The 13,513-nt window shown below is 50.7% G+C and carries 15 protein-coding genes and 1 other RNA gene; 9 read left to right on the top strand and 7 right to left on the bottom strand.

From position 1 onward, the window contains the following. Nucleotides 1-22: 22 nt before the first annotated feature. Entirely contained in the window at nt 23-1,216 is a 1,194-nt protein-coding gene (locus J2T14_RS02945) for an MFS transporter (protein WP_307467528.1), read from the bottom strand. Nucleotides 1,217-1,354: 138 nt separating this feature from the next. On the opposite strand from J2T14_RS02945, the gene J2T14_RS02940 reads away from it, so the two are divergent. From J2T14_RS02940 to pfkA, 3 genes are all read left to right on the top strand, one after another. Next, complete coding sequence (locus J2T14_RS02940; RefSeq protein ID WP_307202015.1) at nt 1,355-1,672, top strand: hypothetical protein; 318 nt, start codon at nt 1,355-1,357, stop codon at nt 1,670-1,672. A 79-nt stretch (nt 1,673-1,751) separates the two neighbouring features. After that, nucleotides 1,752-2,780: a tetraprenyl-beta-curcumene synthase family protein gene (locus tag J2T14_RS02935; RefSeq protein WP_307468578.1), complete on the top strand. Its 1,029-nt coding sequence runs from the start codon at nt 1,752-1,754 to the stop codon at nt 2,778-2,780. Nucleotides 2,781-2,829: 49 nt separating this feature from the next. Further along, nucleotides 2,830-3,798, top strand: a complete 969-nt coding sequence (pfkA, locus tag J2T14_RS02930; protein ID WP_307202014.1) for a 6-phosphofructokinase — start codon at nt 2,830-2,832, stop codon at nt 3,796-3,798. 74 nt (nt 3,799-3,872) lie between these two features. On the opposite strand, the gene J2T14_RS02925 is transcribed toward pfkA, so the two are convergent. The 3 genes from J2T14_RS02925 to J2T14_RS02915 all read right to left on the bottom strand — a co-directional run bounded on the left by J2T14_RS02925 (nt 3,873) and on the right by J2T14_RS02915 (nt 6,406). Continuing rightward, the gene (locus J2T14_RS02925) at nt 3,873-5,069 is read right to left on the bottom strand and encodes a putative glycoside hydrolase (RefSeq protein WP_307467526.1); all 1,197 of its coding nucleotides are present in this window, start codon (nt 5,067-5,069) and stop codon (nt 3,873-3,875) included. 198 nt (nt 5,070-5,267) lie between these two features. Continuing rightward, nucleotides 5,268-5,462: a hypothetical protein gene (locus J2T14_RS02920; protein ID WP_307202010.1), complete on the bottom strand. Its 195-nt coding sequence runs from the start codon at nt 5,460-5,462 to the stop codon at nt 5,268-5,270. Between the two features lie 143 nt (nt 5,463-5,605). Then, nucleotides 5,606-6,406: a YitT family protein gene (locus tag J2T14_RS02915; RefSeq protein ID WP_307202353.1), complete on the bottom strand. Its 801-nt coding sequence runs from the start codon at nt 6,404-6,406 to the stop codon at nt 5,606-5,608. A 197-nt stretch (nt 6,407-6,603) separates the two neighbouring features. Here J2T14_RS02915 and J2T14_RS02910 point away from each other — a divergent pair, with 197 nt between their 5' ends. The 4 genes from J2T14_RS02910 (at nt 6,604) to J2T14_RS02895 (ending at nt 10,154) form a co-directional block, all read left to right on the top strand. Continuing rightward, complete coding sequence (locus J2T14_RS02910; RefSeq protein WP_307202008.1) at nt 6,604-8,202, top strand: DEAD/DEAH box helicase; 1,599 nt, start codon at nt 6,604-6,606, stop codon at nt 8,200-8,202. A 250-nt stretch (nt 8,203-8,452) separates the two neighbouring features. Continuing rightward, nucleotides 8,453-9,247, top strand: a complete 795-nt coding sequence (locus tag J2T14_RS02905) for a YesL family protein (protein ID WP_307202006.1) — start codon at nt 8,453-8,455, stop codon at nt 9,245-9,247. A 47-nt stretch (nt 9,248-9,294) separates the two neighbouring features. Beyond that, nucleotides 9,295-9,477, top strand: a non-coding RNA gene (ssrS, locus tag J2T14_RS02900) — 6S RNA. Nucleotides 9,478-9,764: 287 nt separating this feature from the next. After that, nucleotides 9,765-10,154 (top strand): DUF1499 domain-containing protein, encoded by a 390-nt coding sequence (locus J2T14_RS02895; RefSeq protein ID WP_307202004.1) that lies wholly within the window; start codon nt 9,765-9,767, stop codon nt 10,152-10,154. Nucleotides 10,155-10,255: 101 nt separating this feature from the next. Here J2T14_RS02895 and tpx read toward each other — a convergent pair whose 3' ends face one another. Beyond that, nucleotides 10,256-10,774, bottom strand: a complete 519-nt coding sequence (gene tpx, locus J2T14_RS02890) for a thiol peroxidase (RefSeq protein ID WP_307202002.1) — start codon at nt 10,772-10,774, stop codon at nt 10,256-10,258. 98 nt (nt 10,775-10,872) lie between these two features. Here tpx and J2T14_RS02885 point away from each other — a divergent pair, with 98 nt between their 5' ends. Then, on the top strand, nt 10,873-11,520 hold the full coding sequence (locus tag J2T14_RS02885; RefSeq protein ID WP_307467521.1) for a rhomboid family intramembrane serine protease: 648 nt from the start codon (nt 10,873-10,875) through the stop codon (nt 11,518-11,520). Between the two features lie 67 nt (nt 11,521-11,587). Next, complete coding sequence (locus J2T14_RS02880) at nt 11,588-12,487, top strand: LysR family transcriptional regulator (protein ID WP_307201998.1); 900 nt, start codon at nt 11,588-11,590, stop codon at nt 12,485-12,487. Nucleotides 12,488-12,644: 157 nt separating this feature from the next. On the opposite strand, the gene J2T14_RS02875 is transcribed toward J2T14_RS02880, so the two are convergent. Then, on the bottom strand, nt 12,645-12,953 hold the full coding sequence (locus J2T14_RS02875; RefSeq protein WP_444939708.1) for a zinc metallopeptidase: 309 nt from the start codon (nt 12,951-12,953) through the stop codon (nt 12,645-12,647). Nucleotides 12,954-13,032: 79 nt separating this feature from the next. Then, nucleotides 13,033-13,491, bottom strand: a complete 459-nt coding sequence (locus tag J2T14_RS02870; protein WP_307467518.1) for a MerR family transcriptional regulator — start codon at nt 13,489-13,491, stop codon at nt 13,033-13,035. Between the last annotated feature and the right edge of the window lie 22 nt (nt 13,492-13,513).

Below are 13,513 nucleotides of genomic sequence, written 5' to 3'. Positions count from 1 at the left end.
TTATTTTAACGCGGCAACCGCGCTACCGCTCATCGCTATAGTAGTACTTCACCAGGAAGCCGACCGCCGCTGCCATGGCAATGATCGCGCCCATGCGGAAGAAGCTTTCCCGTCCGAACTGCTCGTAGATGAAGCCGCCGAATAATCCGCTGATTGCGCCGGCGAGACCAGTCCATACGACGGCGTAAACCGCCTGTCCGGATGCGCGGTACTCGTCGGGAATGATTCTGGAGATGTAGCGAAGCGCCGTCGAGAAATAGATGCCGAAGGAAACGCTGTGCATCGCTTGAGCCGCAATCGCCCATCTCGGATCTTGAATATCGCTCACGAACCATAAGCGAATGGCGTACATGATCGAAGCGATCATAAGGAGCGGCAGCTCCTTGAACTTATGCCCGTATTTGCCGAGCAGGAACAGAATCGGAATTTCGCTCAGCGCGGAAGCGAGCCATGAAAGTCCGACCAGCGAATCGCTCGCTCCGAGATGTCGCATCGTGACGGCAAGGAAACCTTCGTTCATGCGGTGAGGGATCGAGATCGCCAAGACGAGCAAGAAGAAGATCACGATATTCCGCTGCCGGAGCAGCTTGAAGAAGCCGGAAAAATCCATTTTGCGAGAGGTCGCTTGATAGTCCTTCAATCCAAAAACAAGACCCAGCGTAATCGCAATCGTAAGCAGCACAAGCGGCATGGTCCAGCTTGATCCGATTTGCTTCAGGATGAGTCCAAGCGTATATGCGGTCGCCGCGAAGCCGAGGGAACCGTAAATACGAATAAGCGCATAAGGCTTGCCGGTATATTGGCTGGATAGCAGGATCAGGCTGTCCGTTAACGGGTTAATAGGCGTCTGGAAAAAATAAAAGCCCAACATAACGATACAGACGAGCGCAAAATGCTCGATCGGCAGTAAAATCGAAATCATTACGAGCTGTCCGAATAGCAGCAGAAAGAGCAGCTTCTTGATCGTTCGCAGCTTGTCGCTGGCCATGCCGAATAGAATGTTGGCGAAGATCGACATCAGCGGGCCGGTCGCATAAATAATGCCGATCTGCTGCTCCGAATATCCGCGCTCCAAAAAAAACAACGGAATAAAGGAGACGACCATTGCGGCCGTAGAATAGGAGAAAAACGTATAAGTACGCAATGCAAAAATCTCTTTGCGGGCAGTGGCAGAGGTTGCCGGTCTATCCGCCTCTGAAGTTCCGGATGTTTCCATAGGTGCAAATCTCACTCCATCTCTATGCGATTGCTCATTCGTCCTCAATTATAGCACGGCTCTAGTAACCGACCAATTTGATTTTTGAAGCTGGATTATTGTGAATCGAAATGGTACATTAATGTTTGGAGGTTTACAATGGGCGAGTATCGATTTGATTGGAATGAACGGCTTCGTATCAGCCTGCCTATCCTTGAGAGCGATTGGGAGCAATACGAGGTATCCGAGCAAATGAATATCATTGAGCGATGGGAGTCGATCAGGGGAACGATTCCGGATCGCGTCATCGAATTCGAACGGCTGATTAACGGGATGCAGGTCCGGCTATTCGAGGAGCATGATTTCGATAGATGCTGCGAGCTGAATTACGAAATAGCCGAATATGCGAGCCGCATTAACGAGCTGCATATCTGGTACCGGATCAATCAAGAGTTGGAATCGCGCAGGCATTCATGATATTGAGTTCGAGGAGGAGCGCATCTTGCGAGTAACGACTCTTTCAAGCGGACGCGTGCCCCAGAGCCCGCTTAAGCTCATGCATCGCGTGTACAAATATGTGCTGCCGGGCGTTGAGAAGGAGCTGGCGCTTCTTCGCGCGCGTGCAGAAGCGATTCCTGACGATGAACTAAGGAATCAGGCGCTTAGCAGCATGGACAGCAAGAAGTTCCATTGCCAAGGCGGCGCCGTTTTTGCGATCGTTAGTTTGGAGCATCGTCACATCTTGATCCCTCTTATTGTAGCGCTCCAGACGATTAGCGATTATTTGGATAACTTATGCGACCGCAGCACGTCGCTTGATCCGGACGACTTCCGCCAGCTTCATCAATCGATGCTGGATGCGGTGAACCCCGCAGCTTCGCTTCAGGATTATTACTTGCATCGCAACGAGAATAACGATGGCGGCTACTTGCATCAATTGGTACTTACCTGTCAGCGAATGACTGCGAGCTTGCCTTCCTACGCGAGCGTCAAGCCGTATGTTACGGAGCTTGTCGTCCTCTATAGCGACTTGCAAGTGTATAAGCATATTCGAAAGGATATGAGAGAGCCGATGCTCCTCGACTGGTGGGAGAAGCATAAGAGCAGCTATCCGAACCTGCAGTGGAATGAATTTGCCGCGGCTACCGGATCGACGCTGGGTATGTTCATGCTGTTCCTGGCTGCGACGGAGGACAAGTTGTCCGCGAGCGACGCTGCCGCCATTAAGAGGGGCTATTTCCCGCATGTATGCGCCCAGCATATTTTGCTCGACTACTTGATCGATCAGGAAGAAGATCAACTAGGCGGCGACCTTAACTTCTGCAACTACTACGAGAACGATAGTCTGCTTGTTGATCGGCTTGGCACAATTGTTGCCAGAGCGCGTGAGGATGTAAAGCTGCTGCCTGCTTCGCGCTTCCACCGTTTGATTATCGAGGGGCTGCTTGCGTTGTACTTATCGGATCCGAAAGTACGGCATCAGCCGCCGGTAAGAGGCATCTCTCGGAAGCTTATGAAGAACAGTCCGCTTACACGCCTGTTTTTCCTTGTCAATAGCATTTGGATTCGGAAAAAGCAAGCTTGATCTTATAACAATTACATCAATTACACAGAGGAAAGTGGAGGAATGAAACATGTCTGCAGTCAAATCAATCGCTGTACTGACAAGTGGAGGAGATTCTCAAGGAATGAACGCGGCTGTACGTGCCGTCGTACGGAGCGCTTTGTTCCATGGGCTGGACGTATACGGCGTACAACGGGGTTATCAAGGTTTGCTTAACGACGATTTGCGCCAAATGGATTTGCGCAGCGTAGGCGATATTATTCAACGCGGCGGCACGATTCTCCAGACGGCCCGCTGCAAGGAGTTCATGACAGCGGAAGGCCAGCAGCGAGGCGCCGAAGTGCTCCGTTCAAGAGGAATCGACGGCCTTGTCGTCATCGGCGGAGACGGTTCGTACCAAGGCGCGAACAAGCTGAGCAAGCTGGGCATTAAGACGATGGGTTTGCCGGGAACGATCGATAACGATATTCCGTTCACGGATATGACAATCGGTTTCGACACGGCCGTGAGCATCGTTGTTGACGCGATCAACAAAATCCGCGATACGATGTCTTCCCACGAGCGTTCCTCGATCGTCGAGGTTATGGGGCGCCATTGCGGCGATATTGCGCTGCATGCAGGCCTTGCAAGCGGCGCGGAGACGATTCTTGTGCCGGAAGTGCCTTTCGACTTGAACGAGGTTGCGGATCGGATGAAAACGAACTTTGCCAAAGGCAAACGCCATAGTATTATCGTTGTTGCGGAAGGCGCGGGCAAAGGGGAAGACGTCTCCCAGAAAATCACCGATTGCTGCGGCATCGAGCCCCGCGTCACGGTGTTAGGACATATTCAGCGCGGCGGCACGCCAACGGCCGTCGACCGCATTCTTGCTAGCCGCCTAGGCGACTTTGCCGTAAGCCAATTGATGGCTGGCATTTCGGGCAAAGCGTGCGGCGTCGTCCGCGGCGAGCTGGTAACGACCGACATCGACACGGTCGTCAACACCAAGAAGCCATTCAACATGGATATGTACGAGCTGGCGCTTCGATTATCGCAATAAGCTAAAAGATCAAACAAGGCTGCCCTCCAAATCGTCAAACCGATGATGGAGGGCAGCCTTGTGTCTATTTGCGGTTATTTGTAAACGACGTTAGGCGAATATTTGTTGCCGGCATTCCAGAGCAGGTACTCGGTTACGCCCGAATCGTTCAAAGCCTTGATTTGCGCTTCGACCTCGGTCTTGCCATATTTCATGAATTGGCCTTTCCCTAACCAGCTTGCGGTGAAGTCTTGGATCCACGGCCTGATAATCGGTTTTAGCTCCGTTGTTCCGTCAAGCTTCTTATGCGTATCCTCCATGGCGCCCTTGATGACGGCATACGGACTTAGATCGGGATATTTCTGCTTAAACCAGCCGGTGCTGTAATGGCTCGGATAGATCATCGGCGAGATGACGTGGACGTCATTCGATATTTTCACGAAGTCTTGTCCGATGCCCTCGGCTGCCGGAACGGACGCCGCAAAGCCGAATATATCCACGGATACGCGTACGCCGAGCGGTTCAAGCTGCTCTCTTGCGTATTTGACGAAGCCGGCGACGGCGTCCACGCGGCTAAGCTCCGACTTCGTGAAGTTCAAGGAGTCCGCCTTTGTCTCGAAGCCTTCCGGGAAGCGCACGTAGTCAAATTGAATTTCTTTGAATCCAAGCCGGGCCGCTTCCTTGGCGACCGCTACGTTATAATCCCATACTTCCTTGCGGTAAGGATTGACGAAGCTCTCTCCGCGGTTGTTCTTCCATATCGTTCCGTCCTGATGCAGGAACGACAGCTCCGGCTTCTTGCGTGCGAGTACGGTATCCTTGAATACGACAATCCTGGCAATCGGATAGATGTCATGCTTCTTCAGGGTTGCCATCAGCGTGCTGATGTTACCGATGAACCTCTGCGGCTTGCCTACTTCGAGCAGCTCGGGCGTCGTTGTCGGATAAGTAATGTAGCCGTTATCGTCTTTGATGTCGATTACCATGCTGTTAAGCTCGGTGCCGTCGACCATCTTTAGCAGCGATTCCATCCTTGCGCCGCCTGCGCTGTGCGCGGTAACGTAGATGCCTTTGATAGCCGGTGCGTCGGGCTGAGGATCTTGCTTTACGGCAGCGATGCCGTTAAGCCCGCCAGGCAACCCGCTAAGTCCTGGAGAGTCCGGCTGTATAATCGTCTGTCCTGCGGCGGCGTTTATGTATGCGGCGGCCAGTTCCTTGGCGGCCATGCTCTCATCGCCGGAGCCGGTTAGCAAATTGTAGAGCAGCAGTAAAGTTGATAGAATAATATCCACTATGTTCTCTCCCCGTCAGCACATCTGTAACCAAATTATAAAGCAGTTTACGCGGCTTGGTCATCATTTATTTTCCTTTTATCGCAAATGCAACCGGCTTGCGCCGTAATTAAATGGCCAATAGCAATCGTTTCGGCACAAAAAAACCTGCCGAGAACGGGCTCGACAGGCGCATGGTAATCTGGTGTATCCGTATTGTCATTGCAGGAAAGCTTCTCTTTGATGCTCGCAAATACTGTGTTGCACGATTTCCATCGCGTCAGACGGCTCAAGTACAGCAAGTCCGTCCCGCAGTACAATGCTTATGTCCATCTCGCGTGCCGTGAGAAAAGGACTAAGCTCAGGCGCAAGCTTCTCCACAATTTGAGACAGTTTTACCGTTTCCAAATCCACCTTAGCATCACCCTTTCGTCGATCGATTGTTCAAAGATAGGGGAAATCCTATGGCAAGAAACCTAAACTACGGGTTACACACATTATAGCAGGATCGTTTTCAAAAACATAGGGATACCGTATAAAATCCATGTTTGCGTATATCAATGTTCCTTCGGTTTCGAGAAATCTCCGATTACGCCTACGGTTTCCACGATGTTGATGAATGCATGCGGGTCGATGGTTCTTATCGTTTTGCTCAAGTCGGATAATTCGTACCTGGTCCTGACGGTCATCAGCATATCGCGCTCAGCCGACGAGTAAGCTCCTTTCGTTTTAATGATGGTAATTCCGCGAGGATGACTCAGCAGCTTGGCTAATAATTCTTCGGTTTTTGTCGTAATAATAAAAGCGGTCACTTTAATATGGCGAACGTGGATGATATCGACAATCTTGCCTGCTGTATAGATGGAGACGAGGGAGTACAAGGCTAAGTCCCAGTTTTGCGTAAAAAGGACCAAAATGGCGATTACGAGGCTATTCAGTACGAAAATGATCATCCCGACGGGAAAGTCGCGTCTCCGGGTGACGATCGAGGCAATGATGTCGAAGCCGCCGGAGGAGCCGCCGTACCGAAGCGCCAATCCGCTTCCGAAACCAACGATGATGCCGCCGAATACGGAGCCAAGAACAATATCCTCGACAATTTTCATAACGGGAACGATCTGGAGGAACAATGTAGAGGTGATGACGATATATATGCTCCAGACGATAAATCGGTGGCCTAGCACGAACCAGCCCCAGAGCAGCACGGGCAAATTAAGCACAAAGTAAAGCCAGCCGATATTGCCTCCGGTAATATAGCCGATCATCATCGAAATGCCGGACAATCCGCCGCTTAACAGCTGATGCGGGATGAGAAACAAGTTGAAGCCGACCGCAACGAGAAGCGCGCCGAATGTCATGACCGGAACGTTGTAAAGGTGGTGCAAGCTTTGCCGATTCAAGTGGATCGCCTCCGATGCAAAAGGACTAGACAAGCAATCTTTTTGTCGGTTGTAGTATGGCTTTATTTGGTTTACTGGTATTCACAATTGTTTCTGTGCTATAATGGTTTGGATATTCTTAAGTAGGCAGTAGATAAAAGGAGTTTGAGAAAAGTTTGAAAACATTTGCTGAATTTGGCTTGGAACCTAAGGTTTTGCAAGCAATTACTGAACTTGGATTTGAGGAATCGACCCCAATCCAAGACAAAGCGATCCCGATCGCCCTGGCAGGAACCGATCTTATTGGCCAGGCACAGACGGGTACGGGAAAGACGGCGGCATTCGGAATTCCGCTCATCAACAAAATTCCGACAAGCGAGGAACGCATTGTCGCATTAATAATGACGCCAACCCGTGAACTCGCTATTCAAGTGGCTGAAGAGATCGGGAAGCTGACTCGATACAAAGGTCTTCGCTCTTTGCCGATTTACGGCGGACAAGAAATCGGACGCCAAATCCGCGCATTGAAGAAGAAGCCGCAAATCATTATCGGTACGCCAGGACGCTTGCTCGATCACATCAACCGCAAGACGATTCGTCTCGAAGACGTTCAAACGGTTATTTTGGACGAAGCGGACGAAATGCTGGACATGGGCTTTATGGAAGACATTCAGTCCATCCTGAAGCAAGTTCCGGACGAGCGCCACACGATGCTGTTTTCGGCTACGATGCCGGCCAACATTCAGAAGCTTGCACAGCAGTTTCTGAAAAATCCGGAGCATGTATCGGTTATCCCGAAACAAGTAACGGCTCCATCCATTGACCAAGCTTATATCGAAGTGCATGAGCGTCAGAAGTTCGAAGCTCTTAGCCGCTTGCTCGATATGGAATCGCCCGATCTTGCTATTATCTTCGGTCGCACGAAACGCCGCGTAGACGAGCTTAGCGAAGCGCTGCAGAAGCGCGGCTACTCAGCCGACGGGTTGCACGGCGATTTGTCCCAGAATCAACGTGACAACGTAATGCGTAAATTCCGCGACGGCAGCATTGACGTTCTTGTTGCAACCGACGTTGCAGCACGCGGTTTGGATGTATCCGGCGTAACGCATGTAATCAACTTTGACCTTCCGCAAGATCCGGAGAGCTATGTTCACCGCATCGGCCGTACCGGCCGCGCAGGCAAAGAAGGAACTGCATGGTCGTTCGTAACGCCGCGCGAGATCGATCACCTTCATTTCATTGAGAAGATTACGCGTCAGAAGATGAACCGCAAGCCGCTTCCTAGCATTGCGGAGGCGATCGAAGGCAAGCAACGCGTAACCGCGGAGCGCTTACTGGAAATCGTTCATAACGAAGAGTTCAACGAGTACAAAGCCATTTCGATTCAATTGCTTGAGCAGTATGATTCCGTTCACCTTCTTGCAGCAGCAATCAAGCTGCTTACAGGCGAGAAGAAAAACGTCGAAGTCGAGCTGACGCCTGAAGAGCCGCTTCGTGCTAAGAAGCGCAGACCGGATATTCGTTCGAACGGTCGTCCGTTCAACCGCACTGGTTCCTCCTCTTATGGCGGCAATCGCAGCGGCGGTACAGGTGGCGGCGGCGGTTATCGCGGACGCGATGACAGACGCAGCAGCGCCGGAAGCAGCAGCAGCAGTTCGCGTGGCGGCTATGAGAACCGTAGCGCAACTGGCGGTTACGGCAGCAAGCGCAGCAGCGAAGGACGCAGCGACAGCCGTCGTCCGAAGAGCGGCAGCGAAGGTTTCGTCAACAACTAATTGGTTCTAAGCTATGAGCTGAGCTATTTGCAAGGCAGCCAGCGCTTCGCGGTCAATGAAACCGGGGAAGTCCGTTATGCCCGCGGGCATCGGGCCTCCCCGGTTTTTATTTAAATACAAGAAAGTATAAATTTCATGTTTATACGGTGCTTATATTTCTCCGCGAAACGTTGCTTTGCGCCGCATGAAGGACGGCGACAGCCGTTTCACCTTGCATTCTTAAGAATGGACTTATCTGGAGGCAGATCAAATGGAACCAAGAGGACTAATGGGGGGATTTTACCGAATCTCCGAATGGATCATGCGTTTAGCGGTAATTAATGTGTTGTGGCTTGTCTGCTCGCTGCCATTCGTATTTTTCGCCTGGACTCTTCTTATTGCGGGAACGGGTACGGATGCAGAAATGCTAAGCCAAGTTTATATGACGCTTATCTTCATGGCTATCGTAGCGCCTTTCACGTTGTTCCCTTCTACTGCAGCGATGTTCGCCGTCGCGCGCAAATGGGTTACAGGCGAGGTAGACGTCCCGCTGTTCAAAACTTTTTTCCGCAGCTATAAGGAGAATTACAAGCAGAGCATGCTAGGCGGCATCATCTACACGCTGCTGCTCGCCATTATGATTGTCGACTTTATCGTATACCGCGAACAGTTGAACCTATTGTCGTACATTTTTGTCGCATTTCTTATTTTGCTCATTGTATCGTTGTTCAACTTTTTCTCGATGCTTGTTCACTATCATATGAAAACGTTTCAATTGCTTAAGAATGCCGTATTGATTACGATAGGCAGGCCGTTCCGTTCGTTGTCTACGGCGATTATGGCCGGCGCAGTCATGTACTTCAGCACAAGATTTACGTTTCTTATCCCCTTCTTCATGGGGAGCATCATCGCGTACTTATCGTATTGGAACTTCAACCTGATCTACCAGAAGCTCCAGGACCAAGCTGAGAAAGCGCGACTTGCCGAGGAAGAAGCAGCCGAGGAAGCAGCGGAGCTTGATCGGGTCGACCTGATTAAGCATGATTCTGACAACGCCAACAAATAACAACCTGTCAGCGTTTACTTTTGCATGGGATAAGACTATAATAACAATACATCCTGCGATGTTCGTTTCGGCTTTTCGTTGTTTTGAACCAATGGCTGTTTCACGGGAGACCTAGATCGGAACGCAGCTGACAAGCCCCCGAAAGGGGATCTCAAAAGCGTTTCTGCGGACACCCACCTGCGAGAGCGGGTTCAGAAACATGTAAGTCGGACGGCATAGGCGGGTTTCTATTTGATCGAAGGGAGCTTTTGCCGGATTTATCCGGTGAACGCTCTTTTTTCATGCCTTGGGCAGGTCTTGATGACGGATGGACAATGGACGGATACGGAAAGCAGCATCGCCGAAGCCGTTTACGCTTAAATTCTAATAGTCACAAAGTATTACATTTATATTTGGCTTAGAATTCTCCGCGAAACGATAGCTAACGCCGCAATGACGGCGTATGCCGTTTACGCTTGGGACAAATCATGGTATCATATAGAGTAATGTACATAGATTTCGGAGGGGGAGATCGTTGTTGTTGAAGCGGACCTTTATCGGGCTGCTGCGCAGTCATGAACAGACGGGCGACAGAGCCAAGGATCCAATGCTGAAATCGCATTTCTACAAGCTCTCGAAGGAGAAGGCTTGGGAGGAAGTTATATCGACTCTTAAGAAGATGCAGGGCTACAAGGTATTACATGAGGTGCAGTCTGTAGGAGAGATCGTACTGGAGAAACGTACAGCATTCGGCAGAACGATGGACATCACCGTTTCCGTCATCAGCGTCAATCCGCTTACGTCGGCGGTTGATATTTATTCGGCATCCCGCGGTTCCCTCGGAGACCTCGGATCGAATTACAGGGTTATTTTGGACCTGTATCGGACACTGGACAAGAAGCTTTCGGCGTTTAAAGTAACAGGCTAAGGGTTAACTACATCTATACAAAGACAAAGCGAGGAAGGATATCCTTCACTCGCTTTGTTTGCGGTCATGCATCTTATTGCGTATGATGAAGTTCGCGTAGCTTACAGAAGTGCTTTCACTGCGCTAATCGCTTGCTCGTAGTTCGGATGCTCCGTCATTTCAGGCAAGTACTCGACGTATTGGATCGTGTCGTTCGCATCGATAACGAAGATCGAACGCATATCAAGACCCAGTTCTTTAATGTAGACGCCGTACGCTTCGCCGAAGCTATGCCCTTTGTAGTCGGAGAGCAGGACGACTTTGTCTACGCCGGATGCGCCGCACCAGCGGGATTGAGCGAAGGGCAAGTCTACGCTCACGGTAAGAATGGCAACGTTCTCGCCCAGGGAAGCGGCTTCAACGTTGAAACGGCGCGTCTGAGCATCGCATACGCCCGTGTCGATCGAAGGAACAACGCTGATGAGCTTGACTTTACCTGCGTAGTCGGCGAGCGATGCGTTCTCCACCAAGTTTTTGTTAATGGAGAAGTCTGGAGCTTTGTCTCCAACTTTAAGTTCCGGGCCGATGAGAGTGATCGGGTTGCCCTTGAATGTTGCAACTCCTGTACGTTCCTGTGACATGTGCGAATGTCCTCCTCGATTTGAATGGTCAATACCAAATTCATTATAATCGTAATGAAACGACATTGTCCAATTCATGGATGGAAAAAGGGGCTGAAATGATGATTTTTTTGCGTTACGAAAGTTTCCGCGAATATTTAAGGATATATCCGGCTACAGCTGCGATCATTGCGCTAAACATCGTGTACTTTATCGTCATCGCAATCAATGGCAATCCGAACGATGCTTACCACGCGATCGATTTCGGCGCTTTTGTAACCAAGCCGATAACGGATCCGTATGGTATGGAGCATCCATGGCGATATTTAACATCCATGTTCATGCACTCGGGTTTGGAGCATTTGCTGTATAATATGTTCTCTCTGCTCATCTTCGCGCCACCGCTCGAGAGGCTGCTTCGAACGCCGAAATATATAGTCTTCTACCTGCTGTGCGGCATTGCCGGCAATCTCGCAAGCGCATGGATACAGACGCTACAGGATGGTGGAGCGCAGGTGTCGGTAGGTGCCTCGGGCGCGATCTACGGCGTATTCGGAGCGTTTCTTTATTTATCGTTATTCCGAAGGGCATGGCTCGACGAGAGCTCGCGGAAGACGGTCTATATGATTCTTATATTCGGAGTCATTTATTCGTTTCTCGTGCCGAGCGTCGATCTGTGGGCGCATGTTGGCGGGGGAGCTGCAGGCTTCCTGCTATATAACGGGTTCGACCGCAGCATGGTGCGCAAGCAGCGTGTTGGGCGCTAGGCAAGGTTAGTGAACAATGAACGACAAAACTATTCAAGGGTCCGTGACGGGAGAGAGATAAACCTAGATGGAACTTCGTCAGCTTTATTATTTTGTTAAGGTAGCAAAGAAAGAGCATGTAACGCAAGCAGCCGAGGAGCTGCACGTTGCGCAATCGGCGGTCAGCCGCCAAATTCATCAGCTGGAAGAGGAACTTGGCGTCAAGCTCTTCGTTCAGAAAGGCCGGAACTTACAGCTGACCCAAGTGGGGCAGCTGTTCTTGAAGCGCGCCGAGGCGATATTGGCGGATTTGGAGCGGGCGGTCGTGGAGATTCACGAGTTCCTTGATCCGGAGAAGGGCGAGATTAGGCTCGGGTTTCCCCATAGCTTAGGCATCTCGTTAATTCCTCAAGTCGTTGCAGCGTTCCGCAAGCTGTATCCGAACGTGAAGTTTCGCTTCAAGCAAGGGATGTATCCGTCGCTTATTCGCGATATGATCAAAGGCGAGATCGATCTTGCATTCATTTCGCCATTCCCCGGCGATCACGAATTCGTATGCGGTGAAGTACTGTTGACCGAAGAGTTATATGCCATACTTCCTCCGGGTCATCCGCTATCCGATGAATCGGCCATTGATCTCAAGCAGCTTGAGCATGAGACGTTCGTGCTGTTCAGTGAAGGCTATTCGCTTCGCCCGATCGTATGGGAGGCGTGTCAGCGGGCTGGTTTTACGCCGAATATCGGATTCGAGGGCGAAGAGACGGATACGATTCGCGGACTTGTAGCCGCTGGTATGGGCGTCAGTTTGCTGCCTGAGATGGCGCTCCACTACACGGGACCTCTTCAACCTGCCAAGGTGCGGATCAACAATCCGCAGGTGACAAGGACGATCGGACTTATTCGCCGTACGAATGAGAAGCTGCCCCTAGTGGCCAAAGTTTTCCACGGTTTTCTTATTCGTTATTTCAATGACCGTCGCCATCAATAGCAGATGACATTCGAAAGGCTTCTTTGGCGCCAATAGCCGAGGAAGCCTTTTTTCTTGCGTGCTTATTCATCGCGTCTGGAAGTGAATATCATGATGCATTTGGGAAGTTTTGGAAAGGAGACGAGCGCAGCCGCCACGCAGGTGAATGCTGCTGCGTTCAGTACTTTGGCATTACCGCAATTAAGGTTGACGAAGTGAACAATAGAACCGCTAAAAATAGGAAGGGGGCGGTGGCGGAAGCGAAGTTGACGGCCGATAAACGTACTATTCGATGAACCGGGTCGTAATGGTCGGTCAGAGAGCTTCTGACAGGCTCTATGGGCACGTTGCGAAGTCCGCTCGCATCGAGAAGCAGCCGAGCGGCTTCGTAGCCGGTAAGGCCCCGTGCGGCTGGCGTGCGCGACCATTTGCTGAACGTGCCCTTGACGCGGAATTGAGCACAGATGCAAACGGCAAATGCAACCAAAATCATTGAATCCATCGGGTGAAACGGCAGCACGGACGCATTCCTCCATATAAGACTGACATTGCTGCAAGAAATCGGATTACATAAAAGGTCCTTTATTCATAAGCAGCATCAACGCTTCGATGCAAGCCGCGGTCTGAGGAACGAGGCGTGTATACAATTGATTGGCCTGTCTTGGCTTCAGCTTCTTAATATCGGGCTCCAGTTCCTTCACCTGGCGCTCCAGCTGGCTTAATTGATGATGGAGGTCGGCGAGCCGCAGGGATATCTGTTCCTCGGGCGTTACTTTGCTCCAAGTCTTTAAGTTCGCCTTTATCTCTTCTAATGTATATTTATCTTTTTTCATTTGTTCAATACGCTCCAAGCGGAGCAGCGTCTCATGGGCGTACAGGCGATAATTTTTGGCTGAACGCTCCGCTGGCTCGATTAAGCCGATCGACGTGTAATAATCAAGCGTTCTCTGACTCATTTGCGCAAGCTTGGATAATTCTCCGATCCGGTATAAAGCTGCACCTTCCATAACAACACCTTCCTTCATTAGCGAATACTCTCTTCTATAA

The organism is Paenibacillus harenae (assembly GCF_030812415.1).
Taxonomy (GTDB): domain Bacteria; phylum Bacillota; class Bacilli; order Paenibacillales; family Paenibacillaceae; genus Pristimantibacillus; species Pristimantibacillus harenae_A.
The sequence above is the reverse complement of the archived record's forward strand: the minus strand, read 5'-3'. Positions and strand labels throughout refer to the sequence as shown.

Bases quoted from the DNA above. Each gene is read 5' to 3' on its own strand.
- J2T14_RS02945 (WP_307467528.1), bottom strand. From the start codon at position 1,216: ATGGAAACATCCGGAACTTCAGAGGCGGATAGACCGGCAACCTCTGCC.
- J2T14_RS02940 (WP_307202015.1), top strand. From the start codon at position 1,355: ATGGGCGAGTATCGATTTGATTGGAATGAACGGCTTCGTATCAGCCTG.
- J2T14_RS02935 (WP_307468578.1), top strand. From the start codon at position 1,752: ATGCATCGCGTGTACAAATATGTGCTGCCGGGCGTTGAGAAGGAGCTG.
- pfkA (WP_307202014.1), top strand. From the start codon at position 2,830: ATGTCTGCAGTCAAATCAATCGCTGTACTGACAAGTGGAGGAGATTCT.
- J2T14_RS02915 (WP_307202353.1), bottom strand. From the start codon at position 6,406: ATGACATTCGGCGCGCTTCTCGTTGCGGTCGGCTTCAACTTGTTTCTC.
- J2T14_RS02905 (WP_307202006.1), top strand. From the start codon at position 8,453: ATGGAACCAAGAGGACTAATGGGGGGATTTTACCGAATCTCCGAATGG.
- tpx (WP_307202002.1), bottom strand. From the start codon at position 10,774: ATGTCACAGGAACGTACAGGAGTTGCAACATTCAAGGGCAACCCGATC.
- J2T14_RS02885 (WP_307467521.1), top strand. From the start codon at position 10,873: ATGATGATTTTTTTGCGTTACGAAAGTTTCCGCGAATATTTAAGGATA.
- J2T14_RS02880 (WP_307201998.1), top strand. From the start codon at position 11,588: ATGGAACTTCGTCAGCTTTATTATTTTGTTAAGGTAGCAAAGAAAGAG.
- J2T14_RS02870 (WP_307467518.1), bottom strand. From the start codon at position 13,491: ATGAAGGAAGGTGTTGTTATGGAAGGTGCAGCTTTATACCGGATCGGA.